The sequence below is a fragment of the Pantoea sp. alder81 genome, assembly GCF_020179835.1.
Classification (GTDB): Bacteria; Pseudomonadota; Gammaproteobacteria; order Enterobacterales; family Enterobacteriaceae; genus Pantoea.
On record NZ_JAIUDA010000011.1, the window covers coordinates 80,272 to 98,460 of the forward strand.

16 protein-coding genes and 2 pseudogenes are annotated in these 18,189 nt (G+C 46.6%); 9 read left to right on the top strand and 9 right to left on the bottom strand.

The annotated features are described in order from the left end of the window. Nucleotides 1–114: 114 nt before the first annotated feature. The 4 genes and pseudogenes from LBW88_RS23500 to LBW88_RS23515 all read left to right on the top strand — a co-directional run bounded on the left by LBW88_RS23500 (nucleotide 115) and on the right by LBW88_RS23515 (nucleotide 4,115). Nucleotides 115–702, top strand: coding sequence for a DUF2913 family protein (locus LBW88_RS23500; protein ID WP_224934774.1), 588 nt, complete (start codon nucleotides 115–117; stop codon nucleotides 700–702). Between the two features lie 53 nt (nucleotides 703–755). Beyond that, nucleotides 756–2,405 carry an AAA family ATPase gene (locus LBW88_RS23505; RefSeq protein ID WP_224934772.1) on the top strand — a complete coding sequence of 550 codons (1,650 nt, stop codon included), beginning with the start codon at nucleotides 756–758 and terminating at the stop codon, nucleotides 2,403–2,405. Then, nucleotides 2,406–3,464: a hypothetical protein gene (locus tag LBW88_RS23510; protein WP_224934770.1), complete on the top strand. Its 1,059-nt coding sequence runs from the start codon at nucleotides 2,406–2,408 to the stop codon at nucleotides 3,462–3,464. Nucleotides 3,465–3,755: 291 nt separating this feature from the next. Beyond that, nucleotides 3,756–4,115 (top strand): annotated as a pseudogene (locus LBW88_RS23515) (RES family NAD+ phosphorylase). A gap of 355 nt (nucleotides 4,116–4,470) precedes the next feature. Here the strand turns inward: LBW88_RS23515 and LBW88_RS23520 are convergent. Then, entirely contained in the window at nucleotides 4,471–5,229 is a 759-nt protein-coding gene (locus LBW88_RS23520; RefSeq protein ID WP_224934931.1) for a GntR family transcriptional regulator, read from the bottom strand. A 102-nt stretch (nucleotides 5,230–5,331) separates the two neighbouring features. On the opposite strand from LBW88_RS23520, the gene LBW88_RS23525 reads away from it, so the two are divergent. After that, complete coding sequence (locus LBW88_RS23525; protein WP_224934768.1) at nucleotides 5,332–6,687, top strand: adenylosuccinate lyase family protein; 1,356 nt, start codon at nucleotides 5,332–5,334, stop codon at nucleotides 6,685–6,687. 57 nt (nucleotides 6,688–6,744) lie between these two features. Next, a complete protein-coding gene (locus LBW88_RS23530; RefSeq protein WP_224934766.1) occupies nucleotides 6,745–8,037 on the top strand; it encodes a cation:dicarboxylate symporter family transporter in 1,293 nt (430 codons plus the stop codon). Between the two features lie 617 nt (nucleotides 8,038–8,654). Here the strand turns inward: LBW88_RS23530 and LBW88_RS23535 are convergent. Genes LBW88_RS23535 through gatZ form a run of 6 tightly spaced genes read right to left on the bottom strand, consistent with a single transcriptional unit; the run spans nucleotide 8,655 to nucleotide 14,071 of the window. Further along, nucleotides 8,655–9,512: a tagatose bisphosphate family class II aldolase gene (locus tag LBW88_RS23535; protein ID WP_224934764.1), complete on the bottom strand. Its 858-nt coding sequence runs from the start codon at nucleotides 9,510–9,512 to the stop codon at nucleotides 8,655–8,657. Then, on the bottom strand, nucleotides 9,512–10,576 hold the full coding sequence (gatD, locus tag LBW88_RS23540) for a galactitol-1-phosphate 5-dehydrogenase (protein ID WP_224934762.1): 1,065 nt from the start codon (nucleotides 10,574–10,576) through the stop codon (nucleotides 9,512–9,514). The genes LBW88_RS23535 and gatD overlap by 1 nt, the downstream gene beginning before the upstream one ends. A 42-nt stretch (nucleotides 10,577–10,618) precedes the next feature. After that, nucleotides 10,619–12,001, bottom strand: a complete 1,383-nt coding sequence (locus tag LBW88_RS23545) for a PTS galactitol transporter subunit IIC (protein ID WP_224934760.1) — start codon at nucleotides 11,999–12,001, stop codon at nucleotides 10,619–10,621. A 4-nt stretch (nucleotides 12,002–12,005) separates the two neighbouring features. Beyond that, nucleotides 12,006–12,290 (bottom strand): PTS galactitol transporter subunit IIB, encoded by a 285-nt coding sequence (gene gatB, locus LBW88_RS23550; protein WP_224934759.1) that lies wholly within the window; start codon nucleotides 12,288–12,290, stop codon nucleotides 12,006–12,008. A gap of 34 nt (nucleotides 12,291–12,324) precedes the next feature. Beyond that, nucleotides 12,325–12,783 carry a PTS galactitol transporter subunit IIA gene (gene gatA / locus LBW88_RS23555; protein WP_224934757.1) on the bottom strand — a complete coding sequence of 153 codons (459 nt, stop codon included), beginning with the start codon at nucleotides 12,781–12,783 and terminating at the stop codon, nucleotides 12,325–12,327. Then, complete coding sequence (gene gatZ, locus LBW88_RS23560) at nucleotides 12,776–14,071, bottom strand: tagatose-bisphosphate aldolase subunit GatZ (RefSeq protein ID WP_224934756.1); 1,296 nt, start codon at nucleotides 14,069–14,071, stop codon at nucleotides 12,776–12,778. Before gatZ ends, gatA begins: the two co-directional genes overlap by 8 nt. Before the next feature lie 295 nt (nucleotides 14,072–14,366). Here gatZ and LBW88_RS23565 point away from each other — a divergent pair, with 295 nt between their 5' ends. Further along, entirely contained in the window at nucleotides 14,367–15,146 is a 780-nt protein-coding gene (locus tag LBW88_RS23565; protein WP_224934754.1) for a DeoR/GlpR family DNA-binding transcription regulator, read from the top strand. A gap of 24 nt (nucleotides 15,147–15,170) precedes the next feature. Here the strand turns inward: LBW88_RS23565 and xylB are convergent, their stop codons facing one another. After that, a complete protein-coding gene (xylB, locus tag LBW88_RS23570; RefSeq protein ID WP_224934752.1) occupies nucleotides 15,171–16,691 on the bottom strand; it encodes a xylulokinase in 1,521 nt (506 codons plus the stop codon). A 126-nt stretch (nucleotides 16,692–16,817) separates the two neighbouring features. Here xylB and LBW88_RS26525 point away from each other — a divergent pair. After that, nucleotides 16,818–16,874 (top strand): annotated as a pseudogene (locus tag LBW88_RS26525) (hypothetical protein); the annotation flags it as partial. A 12-nt stretch (nucleotides 16,875–16,886) separates the two neighbouring features. Continuing rightward, nucleotides 16,887–17,213 carry a 3-methyl-2-oxobutanoate hydroxymethyltransferase gene (locus tag LBW88_RS26670; protein WP_320442548.1) on the top strand — a complete coding sequence of 109 codons (327 nt, stop codon included), beginning with the start codon at nucleotides 16,887–16,889 and terminating at the stop codon, nucleotides 17,211–17,213. 237 nt (nucleotides 17,214–17,450) lie between these two features. Here the strand turns inward: LBW88_RS26670 and LBW88_RS23580 are convergent, their stop codons facing one another. After that, the gene (locus LBW88_RS23580; RefSeq protein WP_224934750.1) at nucleotides 17,451–18,176 is read right to left on the bottom strand and encodes a dienelactone hydrolase family protein; all 726 of its coding nucleotides are present in this window, start codon (nucleotides 18,174–18,176) and stop codon (nucleotides 17,451–17,453) included. Between the last annotated feature and the right edge of the window lie 13 nt (nucleotides 18,177–18,189).

An 18,189-nucleotide genomic window follows, 5' to 3' on the forward strand; every position in this document is an offset into this window, starting at 1 on the left:
TTGGGCTCTGGTCGCACCTAGACTTAATCCGGCCTGTTCATTTGATGAATCTTTCGGGATACCGTTATTGTTGCAGGCTAAATCATACCCATATTAAAACTTCTGGTAATTTACATGAGTTCTTTAAACCTTTACGTCGATCATCTTGCCTGGTGTGGCCTCATGGCACTGAGCATTGCTCGTCGAGATGGCGTAGTTAGCTCCCCCGCACAGGAAAACCTGTTCCTTTGCCGTTGGCTAGCTACAGCAGAGAAGAAACGCCTGTTCCGCCGTGAACTGGCCAGCGATATTACATGGCTTTTGAAAGAAGGACGTGAAAAGGGGCTTCGGGCTGACTTACCCGGTAAACTTGAGTACCTTTGGCGGGCTAGCCGTGGTGACCTGTTGGATCAAAGTGATCTTTACCGACTACAGCACATCATGCATGCTATAAAACTCACCGGCATCAATTATAGCGTCTTAAATGAGAGTGAGTGGGAAGGGAAGCATGCGGTTAAATTAAGTGAAACAGTCCCAGAAGTGTATCTGCGTAGGGCAGACCTTGATTCAGGCTTTGATAATGATGGAAAGCTGCTCAGACCTCTATCAGTCCGTATTACAGCACACATCATTGCTGTTGATGCTTTGCTTGAAAGAGCTGGTTGGTACCGTAAGCCTGCAGAAACATTGAAAAATCAACATTACTTACATAGCAACCGTTAATCCTAAAAACCATTTTGTCGAAATAATATTTACTAATAAAAAGGGGTGTTGTTGTGAAAATTTGCTTTTTATGGACAGAGAAATTCAAAGGATTAAATAATTTCGGAATAAATTTGTCGAGCGAACATCACTATACATACGATAAAAAAAACAACAAATTAACTCGAAAAGAAAAAAACAAAATACCAAATGGGATATACACAAATCATCTTGCTAACATATCTGGAATTTTAGGTTCAAATGGTACAGGTAAAACAACAATACTTGAGCTAATATGCTTATCCATCAAAGGAAATGATGAGATAAACAATGAATTTTTAGTTGTTTATGAACACCATGGGAGTTACTTTTATAAGAGATCAAAAAATGGGAATTATGATATAAGCTCAGACTTTGAAATTAATAGTCGTTCTAATGATAAAGCTTTCGAAAACCTTGATGTGATATTCTTCTCAAATGTATTTGACCAAAACTATTTAGAGTTAGGCTCTGATGTTCAAGATGTTTCAGTCAATAACAAATACATAAAAAAAGGATTCTCATACAAGCATTCTTTCGAAAAGGATTTCTCGGAGGAATTAAGATTTATAAACTCTGAAGAATTTTCACTTTTAGAATATGACTCTCCAGAAATAGCGATCGCAAGGATATCAAAAGAATATTTGCATAGGATAAATAACAATCAGATTAAGAATTTAGAAACTCCACTGACATGTATGAGAGATCTCTATTATCGTCAAAGAAAATCAGATTTTTTGACAAAAACCATACTTTTAATTCAGCTTACTCACTTAGCTCAAATCTATGATAAATACATAGAGTATTCTAATTCTAAAGTGATAGAAGTATTCAATGAAAACTTTGACATATCAAACGAACAACTACCTAATCTAAACAAGGTCATTCATGAACTTATAGTAGTACTTACAAGCGGTGATGTTGCCAACTTCAAAGATAAAGATAGACATTACTGCGAAATATTAATTGATTTAGCTGACGTCCATGACCTGCTTCTAAAGGCCAATTTCAAACATGTGTCCCAATCAAGACAAATACAACTTCAATTTCAACTGACTTTTAACAAAAAGGACATAAATGACTTTGAGAGGTTATCTAATTTAATATTAAAAATGCCGTCTTCTAATATCAAGTGGGATTACTTAAGCTCTGGACAGAAAGCATATCTTAATATGTTTAGCTCTATTTGGAATGCCGTAAGAAAGCAAAAAAATGATGACAAGTTAATTTGCATAGATGAAGGTGACCTTTACCTCCACCCAAAGTGGCAATTAGAATTCATCCAAAAAATAACAAAGGTTATATCAGAGCTATCTAATGGAAGAATTCATATTATCATCACAACTCACTCACCAATTTTAGTAAGTGATTTACCTGTTCAATGTTTATCAACCCTTATAAAAAGAAAAAATAACACTATTGATGCAGAAAATGGTTTGCAAACATTTGGGGCGAATATTTTTGATATCTACAGGGAAACCTTTGAGATAGACAATCAAAAAACTGGAAATATATCTAAAAACTACATGGATAAAATAATTTCAATTCTTGATAAAGCGGTTATAACCGAACGCGAGTATTTATCACTGAAGGAATCTTTGTTAATTATCGGGGATAAGATTCTTTCCCACCATATATCTAAACGAGTTAATAAAGAAAAGAATCTGTTTGAAATAGGGGGGTAAATGATTAGCATTAAGAAGCATTTAATTTCAACTGGTAAGATGGTTGATGATTTACTTAAAGAAAAATCAGAGTCTTTATGGGTGTATCTTAGCGATTCTGCAAAGCGGACTTCTATTATTAAAGATGCTGAGAAACTTCTGAAAAAAGTAAACACTAAAAAACACAGTAAAATCTATACTTTAGCCGCTTCAAAAAGGCATGTAAGCCTAATGGAGCATATTACTAAACAGGATAAGCTAAAAGAGATTATCACTGCTCAACCAGCAGATTTCGAAAACCTCAAGCTTGAATTAAGGTCATTCCTCGCGTGTGATGATTACCAAAGTCCAAATAAAAAAAAGAAAATAAAACCTTTTTCGGATATTTTATTATCTGACGTATTTAAATACAAACAATATAGAGATTCTGTTTTTTGCTCTAAACTTTATATTGATTTGAATTTTCTGCAGGTTACCTGCCCCTACTGTAATGAATATCCAGTAAAAATATTACAGCGATTAGATAAAACATCTAAAAAACCATTACTACATTTCGACTTAGACCATTTTTACCCCAAAAATTTACATCCATATTTTGCTCTCTCATTTTATAATCATATCCCTAGCTGCAAATATTGCAACAGTTTACACAAGGGAGTTAAGGATTTTAGTACTAATACTCACATTCACCCTTTTAGCCATAATTTTGACGAACATTATACTTTCAAATTCAGCCACGGAATAATATTAGATAATCCTATCAGAGATGTTGTGTTAGATAAAACCTCTAACTTCGGTGATCAACTATGTACTGATCTTGACTTGGAGGAAAGATACAAATCCAACATTGGCTATGCAAACTTAAACAGATTAGTAGAACTACTCACTGACAACTCTCATATTCTGGGTGAAAAATCATATGAGAAAAACAAAAAAGACATTGATTTACTAAAAGAAAGACTTACTGACTTTGGTTTGAAATTTGATGGTAACAAAATTTTGGAAAGACCTTGGAGTAAGATGCAACGGGACTTAGTTAAATTTATCGATGTACACAACCATTTATCAATGGAAAACTGAAATATTTTTATGAGGATTATCAATTCCCTTAAACACTATTAATTGATGACCCCGTTAAGATAATTAGCAGGGTGGATGATTCTGGGTCAGTATTTAATGAACCCTATTATTTAACATAGTTTCATTCCTGCACGGTCGCCATCAATGGCGACCCGATAAGCATGCGCGGTTTCTCATCCCGTTACTTCAATCGCAGATTGATCACGTTCCAAGACAAGGTATTTGACAACGGCGTGGTCGGGTTACGGCGCAAAAGAGGCTGGAGGCCGATGGAACAGTGTGGGGGTCTAGATAGTTTATGCCTCCGAAACCTCATAGCTCACCATGCTGGAGACTTTGGTGCATCTTCATGCGGCGCATCTCATGGATTATTTCACGCTGCTGCGTATAGAAGTGCCTGATGAACAAGTACATGACGCCGATATGGCAGAATTACCCCGTCACTGGGGTGACGAGGATGCACCACCAGAGTTAGCCGCATACGGTGATGCTTGGTGTTTTAGTCAAAGTTCGATTGCGTTACGCGTACCGAGCGCGCTGTCGCCGGTGGAATATAACTTCTTGTTGAATCCCGAACATCCAGATTTGTACAGAATTGTTCAACGTGCAGAAGTTATCCCGTTTAGGTTTGATAGCCGACTGAAGGCTTAGGCATCAGCTTAGTGGGCAGGGAGATACAATCTAGTGATCTCAAAAAAAAGCATCATTTAACATAATAATGATTTTGCGATCCCAATTAAGATATTGATAAATATACCATTTTAATGATTTATCTAACCCTCAGACCTTTTAGAGCCACAAACACCAAAAAGATTAGAGCCCTAATGCTGTGTTATAAATCCAGTAAAGAACTCTGTTAACTTCCCGGGCTAGGTCACTGGCTTGGTTGCCGGTTAAATACTGAGAACAATTAGGTATAATTGTTGTTTCATCCGCGCAGCGCTTAGGACCAACTGCCCCCCAACAACTACCCTGGGTCCAGACTTAGGCGAACGATGAATTTTGATCAAAGTGGCACCTGCTGATCAAGAGAAATAGGTTTTTCTCTCACCATACGGGTCGTCAGTGTAAATCTGTCTTTTGGGTGAACGGTAACAGAGAGTGCCATAACTTCCCCGTTCCGTTCACTGTATACACGAGTGATCTGCAGTGCGGGCTGATCACCACTAGCGTTAAGTTCTTCAGCAAGCTTTTCAGTCAGCAACACGGCTTCTACACTTTGTTCTATAGTGTAAATTTCGCACCCCATCTCAGCTTCAATGATAGCAGCGATTAGTTCATTCCTTCGATCTCTGGCCAGAGGAATTACCGATTCATACTCTTCCTGAATATAGACATCCGTCCAGCATATAGGTTTGTCAGGAGATGAACTATCGATTCTGATGCTGGAAATCCGAATATATTTACCACCGGGTATCAACTGCAATCGGCCAGCCATACCAATGTCTGCAGTGAAATATTCCACTTCTTTAATTTCACGCTGCTGTGTTTCGGCTAAAAGTACTAAGTCTGAAACTGACGCCAAAGACTGAGAGTAACCTTTATGTAAAGACGAGGATTCAACTCGCGTCCCGACCTTCTTTTTCCTCGAAACCAGTCCCTGCTCCTGTAATCGAGCGATGGCTGCCCGAATGGTATGACGACTGACCTGGTATATGTCAGACAGCTCGTGTTCAGTGGGAAGCAGAGTACCAGCTGGATAGACACCGCTGTTAATCGCGTTCAACAACTGTTTTGCAACCTGCAAATATCTAGCAGAGATCATGTTTTTCACTTTCCAATAAAGATTCAGTTTGACTGAATTGTGTACGGGCTCTAAATATGTACGTACAAATCATTATGTACGTACATAACATCAGGAGAAACTATGTCTAGCACCGTATACGATTCTTTGCTATTCAGAAACATGTTTGCGACGGAAAAAATGCGTTCTGTCTTTTCGGATAAGGCATTGATTGAGCGTTACATTGAAACAGAAGTAGCCCTTGCAAAAGCTGAAGCAAGCTGCGGTGTTATACCGGCCAGCGCGGCAGCTGAAATTGCAGACAAAGCCCATTACGAAGCGCTGAATCTTGAAGAAATGCAGCTTCAGACTGAAATCGTGGGCTACCCTATTCTTCCGCTTGTTGAGCAGCTATCAGTTATCTGCGGTCAGGCCGGGCGATATGTTCACTGGGGAGCTACCACTCAGGACATCATGGATACTGCAGTAGTGCTTCAAATCCGGGCAGCACTCAATATCGTAGAAGAGGACATACACAACGTACGCAAGGTACTCGCAAAACTGGCAGCCGAACACCGTGATACCCCGATGGCAGGTCGCACTCATCTTCAGCATGCTCTACCCATTACTTTTGGCTACAAATGCGCCGTCTGGCTTAGCATGTTTGATCGCCATGCAGAGCGCCTCGATCAATTGCGTCCGCGAGTTGAAATAGGTCAGTTTGCCGGTGCGGCAGGAACTCTGGCTTCGCTGGGCAATGAGGGGCTCGCGGTACAAGAAGCAATGATGAAAGAACTGGGCTTGGCCGTGCCTCAGGCCACCTGGCATGTCTCACGTGACGGATTCGCTGAAACTCTGAACTTCCTAGGCCTTGTAACCGGTTCCCTCGGAAAGGTTGCCCTGGACATCATGATGATGATGACAAGTGAGCTGGGTGAAGCCTTTGAACCATTTGTGAAGGGCCGTGGCGCGAGCAGCACCATGCCGCAAAAACGAAACCCCATATCCTGCGAGATCATCTACGCCGCAGCCAAAAGCGTTCGCCAGCATTCCGGTCTTATGCTCGATGCCATGATTCAGGACTTTGAGCGTTCAACTGGTCCATGGCAGGCAGAATGGATCGCCATACCCGAGTCTTTCATGCTCAGTAGCGCTGCGCTGGAACAGGCGGTATATATGCTGAATGGTTTGGAGGTAAAACCAGATAATATGCGTAAAAATCTGGACATGACACGCGGATTAATTGTGTCTGAAGCCGTCATGATGGGGCTCGCCCCACATCTTGGCCGTCAGATTGCACATGATGTGGTCTACGATGCCTGTCGCGTTGCATACAACCAGAATCTCTCACTGCTGGACGCGCTGCTGGCAAATGAAATCGTCACAACAAAACTCTCTCGTAAAGAGCTTGAAGCTCTCACTGAACCAGGAAACTACACCGGTCTCGCACCCGTCATGGTCGATCGTGCACTGAAAGCCTCGTTACAACGAAATAGTTGATACTCCTAAGTGCAGCACTGCTGCCAATACCCTACATAACATATAGAGATCAATACTATGCCTACAGTCAAACCATTCTGGAAAGGGCTGACGTTTCAGGTGCTCGCTGCAATGCTTCTGGGTATTGCAATGGGATTCGCACTACCTGAACTCGCGGTTAAATTTAAAATTCTAGGAGATATCTTTCTCAAACTGATTAAGACCGCCGTTGCTCCACTCATCTTCTTCACTGTAGTGCATGGTATTGCTTCCGCCGGAGATATTAAAAAGGTCGGCAAAATCGGCGTTCGAGCTTTGATTTACTTTGAGGTCATTTCCACTCTTGCACTGGCGTTGGGGCTGGGGTGGGCAAATATACTTGATATTGGTGCCGGGATGGGAGGCAACGTAAGTGAATCAGCGTCTTCAGCAGTTACTGCCACTCTGGCAAAAGGGCATGCTCCAGCCAGTACAGTGGACTTTATTTATACCATCTTCCCGGATAACTTCGTAGGCGCATTTGCAGGGGGACAGCTGCTTCAGGTACTAGTTATCTCGATTATTTTTGGCTTTGCACTTCTGGCCCTGAATCACGAAAAGCGCAGCGTCATTGAAACCGGGATGAGTCGTATTTCAGAATGCTTCTTCGAATTCATTAATCTGATCATGCGGCTGGCTCCACTCGGCGCTTTCGGTTCCGTTGCTTACGCTGTCGGCAGCAATGGCAGCACAGTACTGCTGTCACTCTTTAACCTTGTGCTGATGTTCTACGTTGCCGTTGCTTTCTTCATCTTTTTTATACTTGGAACGATTTGTCGCATTTCAGGATTCCGTCTGCTTCGTTTCCTAAAATATATCAAGGACGAAATCATCATTGTGCTGGGCACGGCATCCTCTGAAAGCGCATTACCCCGTTTGCTTCAAAAGCTTGAACGCTTTGGATGCTCGCGTCAAAGTGTCGGGCTGATTTTACCGACGGGATACGCCTTTAACCTAGACGGTACCAGCATTTATATGTCGATGTGTACGCTATTTATTGCGAACGCGTACGGCATTGACTTGAGCTGGCAACAGCAGTTGGGAATTCTTGCCATCATGCTGGTGACGTCGAAAGGCGCAGCGGCAGTATCAGGCGGAAGCTTCGTGGTATTTGCAGCAACGGTTACCACCGTCGGACATCTTCCCGTCGAAGGTCTTGCGCTGATCTTCGGTGTTTACCGGTTTATGTCTATGGCTATCGCAACCTGTAACACCATCGGCAACAGCGTGGCAACTGTCGTGGTTGCTCGCTGGTGTGGAGAATTCTCAGAAACGGAGGCGCGTGAGGAGTACACACGAGCCCCTGGCCGCCGGCCCGAATCCTTACTTTAAGGGGGGGGATACTATTTAATTTCAGAAGTTAAAAATACTATTTTAACGATAAAATTTGGTTAAAGACCACTTTAGAGAATTACCTTTTGAACTCTGGACTGCAATTTCTTCTTTTAATAGAGACACCTGTGTTGTCCTAATGTGAGAAAATAACCTCGGCTTAGGTGGCAGAATTTAGTAAATCACAATAGTTATTCATATATGGAGATAATTTTGTTGAAGTAAATTAAATATCGGGATGAGCTTGCGGGGTGCCAAACCCCGCATTATAAGTATCAAAAAATGTATTTTTGAGTAACTTTTATCAACATGCTGTTCTTATACCTGCGGTAAGGCAAATAAATCGGCATGACAGATAAATTTTCATCAGCTGTTTTTCAAAAACATCGGGGTGAAGTCTTCGATTTTGCATCTCAAGCCACTCAATATCTCGGAACACAAGATGACTGAAAATATTTCTGCTTTTTGCATGATTTAACCAACCACTAATTTGCCTTTTTCTCCCATGTAGAGTAGTTATTGTTCCGTGTTTTCTAAACATTTTCACCGATATCAGAAGAGAGAAATAGAACCTACTCAGTAACTTTACTGATGAAATATCCATAGTTCACTCCCTTTCAACGCTGCTTTCCTTCACTACCACACATGCGAATCTTCTCCTGCACAACGCGTTTCATGGCCTTCTTGCCGGGCTCCATATACTCGCGCGGGTCATTGGCGTGTGGGTGCTCTCCAAAAAAGGCTTTTACTGCGTCAGAGAAAGCGATTTTGAGCTCAGTCGCCACATTGACTTTGCAGATGCCCAGCTCAATAGATTGACGCAGCATCGCTTCGGGGATCCCAGAAGCACCATGCAGCACCAGCGGGATATCCACGCGCTCACGAATTTGCGCCAGGCGTGCAAAATCCAGCTTCGGTTCCCCCTGATACAGGCCGTGAGCAGATCCTATAGCTACGGCGAGAGAATCAATACCGGTGCGCTGCACGTATTCTGCCGCCTTGAAAGGATCGGTAAAGAAGCTGTCTTTTTCATCCACTACAATATCGTCTTCCTGCCCCCCGAGGCGGCCCAGCTCAGCCTCAACGCTGGCATCGTAGCGATGGCAGAGGCGCACTGCCTGCACCACTTTTTGAATATTCTGCTCAAAGGGAAAGTGAGAGGCGTCAATCATTACGGAGCGCACGCCAGCCTTAACTTTAACTTCTATATCCGCAAGATCTTCATGATGATCGAGATGTAACGCTATTGGTAAATCATACTTCTGCGCAGCCTGCTCACATATCGCCACCAGATAACCCAGTCCGGCATATTTGTAAGTTCCCGTGGTGCCCGCCATAATAACCGGCGATCCCAGTTCTGCCGCCGTTTCTGCAATCACCTGCACGGTTTCGAGATTATGGACGTTAAACGCAGGCACGGCATAACCACCCTGCTGCGCCTTGATTAACATGGCGTGATTAGAGACGAGATACATTAAGCCTGTCCTCCGAAATCAGTAGAAAAGTCGAGCATGATTTTGCCGCTCATGGGTTTACCGTTCAGATCAGAAACGGCACTGGCATAAACGTCGGCGTCACCCTGTACGGCGATGAGTGCGGAGAGATCGATCTTTCCGGCTTCAAACAGCCGGGTCGCCTGCGCCCATTCCACCCCTGGCCATGCCCCGGAGTAGTTCATCCAGCTGCCCAGCACCTTCAGCTCTTTTCGCAGGATATGCCCAAAGGTAGTGCTGCTCAGGTTAAGATCTTTATGAAGTGTGCCAATCAGCCCAACCTGCGCGTGGGGTCCGGCAATCTGGATGCTGAGTTCGACAGTCTGTGGTGCACCGGCCGTTTCCAGGATTAGCTGGTCAAAACGGCGATTATTCATCTCGCTACGAATGTCACTTGCCGTCATTTCCGCGCTGTTAAACACGTAATCCGCGCCCAGACGCTTCGACAGCGCTAATCGTTCCGGATTGATATCAATAGCGGTCACCGAACGGGCGCCCAACGCTTTGGCACATTGCATCGCCAGTAGACCGATGGTGCCTGCGCCAACGATAATTACCTCTTTATCGCGGCAGCCACCTGCCAGCTCAATGGTATGCAGGCTGACCGTCATCGGTTCAAAGAAGGCGCCTTCAATGGGAGAAGTGTTGGACGGTAAGCGGAACAGATTCTGACGAGGGACCACTATGTATTCCCGGTTACCACCATCGCTGCGTGAACCTATGAAGCTGTAATGCTTACACTGTGACCACAACTGTCGATTGCACTCTTCGCAATCAAAGCAGGGTTGTAACGGCACGCAGGAGACCAGGTCACCCGCCTCTAAGTCACTCACGCCAGCACCGGTTTCGGTAACACGACCGCAGAATTCATGTCCAAGCGTAATGGGATAGAAATGCGCTCCTTCGTGGAAGATGCGCGGAATATCTGAACCGCAGAGTCCGGAGCAGATGACCTGCACCAGCACGTCATCTCTGGCTTCAATCTGAGGCAACGGCTGTTGTTCAACCGTAACGCTGCCTCCGGCGTGTATCACGACAGATTTCATGAGGGTAAACTCCGGGAAGAACGGGGGACTTGCCCCCGTAGGTTATTTCGCTAAAGAATTACTCTGAGAAAGGGTGTTACCCGGATCAGGCTGCGGCAGCATTGCCTGACGGGCTCTGCGCCACGTCAGCGCCACGCCCAGCAGATAAACCGTGCCAATCACCACCAGCGCGGTGATATTCTGCCAGGTCAGGAACTGGATCAGCAGATAAGTTACCGGTGAACCGCCCTGGTCCATTGATGCCACCTGACTTCCGGCCTTAAGTGCGCCAGCGTTGGCGGCAAGCTGGGTATGCAGCCCGATAGTCTGGGTGGCAATCCACAGCGTCATGCCCATGATGATGATGCCTGAGATCAGCGTGCGGAACAGGTTGCCCTGGTGCACCGCAACGGCCATGGCCACGAAGAAACCAATGGTGGCCAGGTCGCCAAACGGCAGCACGCGGTTGCCTGGCACGAACACGGCAATGAGGATAGTCAGTGGAATAAAGATCAGGCTGGCGGAAACCACCGAGGTGTGGCCCAGCAGCAGCGCCGGATCGAGGCCAATCAGAAACTCCTGACCACCAAATTTCGCCTGCAGACGTTTACGGGCCTGCTTAGCAATCGGGTTGAGGCCATCCATAATCGGTTTGATCACGCGCGGCATCAGCAGCATCACCGCGCCGGTTTTTACCGCCAGCTGCAGTACGCCCTTAGCGTCGTAGCCTGCCAACAGGCCGATCACGATCCCCATGATAAAACCGACAGTTACCGGTTCCCCAAAGGCACCAAAGCGTTTCTGCACGTCGTCAGCGCTGAAGTGGATACGCTTCAGGCCCGGGATTTTATCAATGATAACGTCCACCAGTACGGCCACCGGCCCCATATAGGCGGAAGAGCCGTGCGGTACCGCGATGCCATCGAGGTCGAAGTAGTTTTTGGTATCGCGGGCAAACCAGTCACCCAGTTTGTAAGCAAAGGCCGCATGCAGCACGACGCCCAGAATGCCCAGCCAGTAAGAACCGGTCGCCAGGTGCAACATCGCGCCGGTGAACGTCATATGCCAGATATTCCAGATATCGACGTTCACCACCCGCGTCATTCGGGTGACCAGCATCAGGATGTTCACCACGATCGCAATTGGAATGGCAACCAACGCAATCTGTGACGCCCAGGTCATCGGTGACGATCCGGGCCAGCCGACATCGACCACATCGAGCCCAATCTCGAAGTTGGCCGCCATGGCTTTGGCGGCAGGCCCAATAGAGTCCAGCATCAGGCCAATCACCAGACCGATACCGACAAAACCGATGCCGATAAAAAGACCTGATTTGAAAGCATCCCCCGGTTTCATGCCTAGGCAGACGGAGAAAATGATGATCACGATCGGCAGCATCACTGTCGGGCCGAGATCAAGGATGTAACGCATGATTTCAGTAAACATAAGCTTACCCCTGAAGAACGGTCAGGATTTTGTCCCGTAATGCATCAATACCTACGCCTGAGATGAACGGCATGCCGTGTACCACAGGGATCTCGCCAAACTGGCGGTCAACGCGGGCCGTGGTACAGATCAGGTCCACGCCATCCATGTAGGTTTCGATCTCGTTTACGCGGCACTGCACGATTTCGACGGTGATGCTGTTCTCTTCGCAGAGATCTTTGATTTCTTCTGCCGCCATGGTTGAGGTGGCAACGGCGCCGCCACAGGCGACAATAACTTTACGTTTCATTCTTTTTCTCCGGGTGCAGGGTCAGGTGTTGTTATCAGGCCGCCGGTGCGAGCAGGCGGTGGGTAAAGCAGTCGGCCAGTTCGCTCTCAGGCGCGCTAAGCAGACTTTCGATAAATTCAGGCTGTTGCAGTTGACCAAACAGCGCCTTGAGCAAATTCAGCTGCTGTTCAGGATGGGTGACGACCAGCGCGATAATCAGCTCGGCGCCAATCGTGCCGTCATCGTCTGCCTGCTGAAACTGCACTGGCGAAGCGGGACGGATGAGATAAATAGCCGGTTCAACCGCGTGTGACGCATCACAGTGCGGAATGGCAACGGCGTGTCCGTCCAGCGCGATGCCGGTTGGATAGGCAGCTTCACGTTCAAGTAGCGCAGCTGGATAGCTAGCGTGACAAATGCCGTCGCGCACCATTCTCTGGCCAATATGGTTCAGCGCCTCTTCGGCATCGACAAAGCTCAGGCCAGAAGAAACGATCAGGCGGTAGTTATGCATGGCTTACCTCTTTTTGCAGGTTGAGTTCAGGCTCACATCCGAAGGCGTAGTCACGCAGGACGTCCTGAATCTTGTCGATGATGAGGCTGTGAGGGTCGGCACTGAGGCTGCCATTCAGCACGCGATCGAACTGTTTAGGCAGATACTGGCTCAGCATCCCCAGCGGGAGTTCAACGCTGTTAAGGTTTGTCATCAGCGCGTCGAATGCACTTACGATGCGTTCGTTTGGCCAGTAGTAACGAATGCGGTCGGAGAGGCTGTAGTGAATGTCCACCAGCGAATCGGAGAACGCCGGGCGATAGTATTTTTTCCAGTACCCCGGCTCATTCAGCATCACCTGATCAATGACCGCGAGGATACGGCTCTGCTTTTCTGGAGCAATCAGCGTTTTTTCAATTTCAGCCAGCGCAAAGATGGCTTCGCGCAGCGCGAACGTCAGTGCCGGTCCAACTTTCAGAATGGCGAAATGATCTTTCACCAGCGCGCGATAAGCTCCCCGGGTCTGATAGTCAGTGGAGTGGGCTTCATACACGACGGGTGTTGACTCGATAAACTTGCTGAGTTCACGGGCTTCAGCCGGGGCGTAGTGGATAACGCTGCTGTGATCGAACTCTACGCCCGGCTGTACTACCAGTCCGATAATACGACCAATTGCGTCGTCTAAACCGGCGGCATGAAACGCTTTATGATGTATTTCCAGCGTGTGGGCTGCGTCTTCAGGACGGGTCACGTGCACCTCGTTAATGGCGTGAGCTTCACCACCCGGTACAGGAACTTCGGTGCCGATGATATAGGTCAGCGCAGCTTTCTGCTCAGCGGTGGCTGTTTCTTCCGCCACACGACATAGTTCAGCGGCTCGCTGCGCAACTACCTCCGGCGGTAATGGAACCGGGTCATCCGCGCAGGACATTGAGGCATCGAGGTGGATCTTGCTGAAGCCCGCTTTCACGTACTCCGCAATCAATACGCGGGATTTTTCCATTGCCGGTTCTGCTTTCTCACCCTGCCAGACATTGGGGCCAAGATGATCACCACCCAATATCAGACGATCCGGCGGGAAGCCAACGCGTGCAGCAATACCCAGTACGTAGTCACGAAAATCCTCGGGCTTCATGCCGGTATAACCACCAAACTGATTGACCTGATTGGATGTCGCTTCAATCAACACCTGACGCTGGCTGTACAGGTCAAGACGCAGTGCGGCTTCGATGACCAATGGATGCGCTGAACAGACTGAGCAGATACCGCAATCAAGACCGTCTTTGTGCTGCTGGATGATTTTTTTCATTTTGTCCTCCGAAAGTATGTTCATTAACATCACAATCTTTCGTTTTTAGCACAATTCCTTTCTTTTATTTATGTGATCATGATCTATATATTTTCGTATAATTTCTTTATTTTTCGTTTTCCCATGTGAAAAACTGATCGCGCGAAAAACAAAAATTAAGAATAATAATATTTAAATCATACAGTTATGAATTAGATCATATATTTCCCCAGTATTAACATCTCACTACCAATATTGTTGTTTTACTTTCTTATCCTTTCGTTTTAGGATTGAGTTTCATTTGAGAGGAATGTGTATGAACGCGTTTGATCGCAGAAACAGGATTGTTGATATGGTCAACAGCAGCGGAAGCCGACTGGTGACTGACATCTCTGCCGAGTTGGGCGTAACGGAGGTGACCGTTCGGGCGGACATTCGGCTGCTTGAAGAGAGGGGCCTTGTTACCCGGTTCCATGGCGGCGCCGCCAGTATTGAGGCATCGGCCAATGATGTGAACGTAATAAATACTGAAGTGAGCCTGTCTGAACGCTATGAGATCGCCGCGGATCCCAAACAGCGTATCGCCATTGCAGCCGCCAGGCTGGTGAAAGAGGGAGATACAGTGATCCTTGACAGCGGCAGCACCACCAAGTTGCTGGCTGAAGCACTGGCAGAGAGGAAAAACATTGCGGTGATCACCAATAGCCTGCCCGCAGCCACTATCCTGTCTGACAATAAAGACATCACCCTGGTGGTGTGTGGTGGCACGGTGAGACATAAAACCGCTTCACTGCACGGGAGTATTGCTGAACTGGCTTTACGTGATGTTTCAGCCAATCTGATGTTCGTCGGGGCCGATGGATTAGACGTCGAAAACGGGATTACGACCTTTAATGAAGGGTTTGCTATCAGTGCAGTGATGGCCGCCGCGTCTAAACAAGTGGTTGTTCTGACAGACTCTTCCAAGTTTGGGCGTAAAGGATTTAATCAGGTCCTGTCGCTCGATAAAATTCATACTGTTATTACGGATGAAGATGCCCCTGCTGAAGCACTGGCTGAACTCAGAAATAAAGGTAAGACGGTGATTGTGGCATGAAAGCGCCCCCGACCACCTCTCTGATTAGTGAATGCTCTCATTCAGATAGCGCTTTTTGATCTGTTCTACCTCAGCATGATAGTCCTGATAGATCTGCCTGTATTGCTCATTGTTTGCAGGATCAGGCTCAATAGCTTCACCTTGCTGGGTAGTGAGCCAGTCAGGCAGCACTGTTGAGAGCGTGATCATTCCTTTAACAGACGTGGTATTGCGATAACACCAGTCTGCCTGAATAGCTGCTCCCAGTGCTGCAGCGTCTGGTACGGCCGGTCTGGTTATCGTGAGTCCGGTAATATCGGCAACCATTCCGCACCAGGCTCTGCTGTTTGCGCCGCCGCCGATAATACTCACTCTGTCGAACACCAGCCCCCTGGCATTAAAAATCTCAATGCCCTTGCATAGATTAAACGTAACCCCTTCGACAACCGAGCGCAACAGGTGAGGCTTGGTAAAGTTAACCATCGTAATTCCTGAGATTTCCCCTCTTGCCCCCGGCAGGTTTGGCAACCGAGCGCCGTTGAGCCACGGAAACGTAAACAGCCCTTCTGCTCCGGGCCTACTCGCCATGAGGTAGTTATCGAAGTCTTTAAGGTTGATGTCCATCAACTGCCTGTACGTGTTGATAGCGTTTGTTACATTCATGGTGCTGATAAGCGGTAGCCACTCTCCGGTTGAGGAACAGAAGGCATTGATATCCTCAAACCCGCCGCAATCGATCTGTTCAGGTTGGCAGGTAGATAAGGTTCCGGACGTACCCAAACTCATCGTCACCTGCCCGAAAGCAATATTTCCTGTGCCTATCGCTGACATCATGTTATCGCCTCCACCACTGGACACCACAATACCCGGTGAAAGCCCAAGATACTCGGCAGCCTCAGCACGGAGAACGCCCTGCGCCTGATGGGAAGCAACAATTTCGGGTAATTTAGAATGCAGTTCGGGGTCTATCAGTTCCAATACCGTCGTGCACCAGGTTTTTTGCATTGTGTTAAAATATCCGGTTCCTGATGCATCACCGGGTTCGGAGCGGAATTCGCCAGTAAGGAAGTAATTGATGTAGTCATGTGGCAGCATCAATTTGTCGATGCAATTATAATGTGCAGACTCATGCTGCTTAACCCACAACAGTTTCCCAAGCGTAAACGCCACCGGGACCTGAATGCCAATGTCGGAACAAAGGCTTCGCCCGTAAGTGATCTGATATTCTTCAATAAATCGCTTGAGCTCGGAGGTGCTTTCCGTATCACACCAAAGTTTCGCCGGACGGAGCACGGCGTCATACTTGTCGAGAATAACCAGTCCATGTTGCTGCCCTGAAACGCCTATACCGATAATTTTATTTTGACTAACACCGGTTTTTTTCATGACATCCCACACCCCTGCCCGCATGGCAATGAGCCAGTCAGCAGGGTGTTGTTCTTTTTGTCCGGGTCTTTCATTCAGCAGAGAGTGGGCATGAAAACTGGTCGCCATAACGTGCTGGTTTTCAGCATCCCACAGCAACACTTTGGTGCCCTGTGTTCCGCAATCAATTCCAAGAAACATAGCTTCTCCAATATATAGTTATCTTATTATCCAGTTAGGGCCTGTAAGCTTGTTCTGCATGGTGTCATTTTCCTCAGAGGAGATGCCAGTTAAATAAATAGTACCTGCCGATAAAAGAATGGCGTTCCTGTTTGCGCGCACATCGGGCTTACACCGCAATCAGTTAACGTAACTGGCGGTTTCAAAGTCAGGGACGTGGTCAGGAACAAGCTCAGGCATTACTTGATACCGTGGGGAAGCGGGTACAGCAATGGTCTTGGTCGAAGCTGTACCTTCTTCACTCGGCTGATCCTTAAGCGAAATATTTTCTGTCCCAGTGATTGGAATCGGTGCCGGAGGAGATACAGAGGCCAAGTGCTTGTGTTGCATGATATGTTGGGTCTCAACATTTCTGGAAGAAGGGCTAAATTTTTCCGCAAATTCATGGCTAATCAGCCAAGTATACCGGAGGCGATTAAGAATTATGTAAGAGAAGTGAAAGATGGTTCAACTCCCCCTCCGGAAAAGTGTTATATTGAGTAAATAAAGCGCCACCCATGATGCATTCCCATTAGAAAATTCACCAAAAGAGACATCTCAGAATCCGGTACAATTAATTTAAATTAATAGGGTTTAGCTGTTAATAACATTGAGTCGCGAAACGTACGTTCGCGACTCATGCCATCTAATATATAGAGACAGTCCAATACAATCAGGATAAAAACCGGATCTTATCACGAAAAATATATAATCAAAGGCTCTGACACCCCTGAAAATGTATTATGCGGTGGGCATCCGATAATATGCGCGATGCAGTTCACCTAGAATAGTATTGAACGCGCGATTAGAAATGTTCTCATTATATTCCATTTTCCCTGTAACATCAGCGCGCGGATAAGTAAAGGAATGTACCGCACCCCGATAGTTTATAAACATGAAGTCTGCTTCAGCTGCGGCCATTTCTTTAGAGAAATCACCAATCTGTTCTGCCGACACGAACGGGTCGGCAGCTCCATTGAGAACCACGACTTTGGCAGGTAATTGTCCTTTCTTTGCTGGTGACAGCGTATCCAGAGTACCATGAACACTGAATACTGCCCGTATTGCAACTCCTGACCTTGCGAGTTCAAGCACACAGTGTCCACCATAGCAAAAGCCAACTGCAGCTATCTTATTGCCGTCCACTCGTGGATCGCTGGAGAGTTGTTTTAGAGCGGCTCGCATTCTATAACGTTCTTCAGGTGAATCTTTTAAGGCATGCATAAGAGACGATGCTTCATCCGAAGATGATGGAGCCACGCCGTATAAATCGGCTACCAATACGGCGTAACCCTCACTCGCCAGGCGTTCTGCATGTGCGATGTTTGAAGCTGTAATTCCCATCATATTTGGAGCCATTACAATTCCAGGCATCGGCCTAGGGGCGTGTACATCATAAATAAATGCGCCTGTAAGCGGAGTTTTTCCGGAAGTATAATTTACATGTTCTTCAGCGAGTTGAATCATTCTTACAACCCTA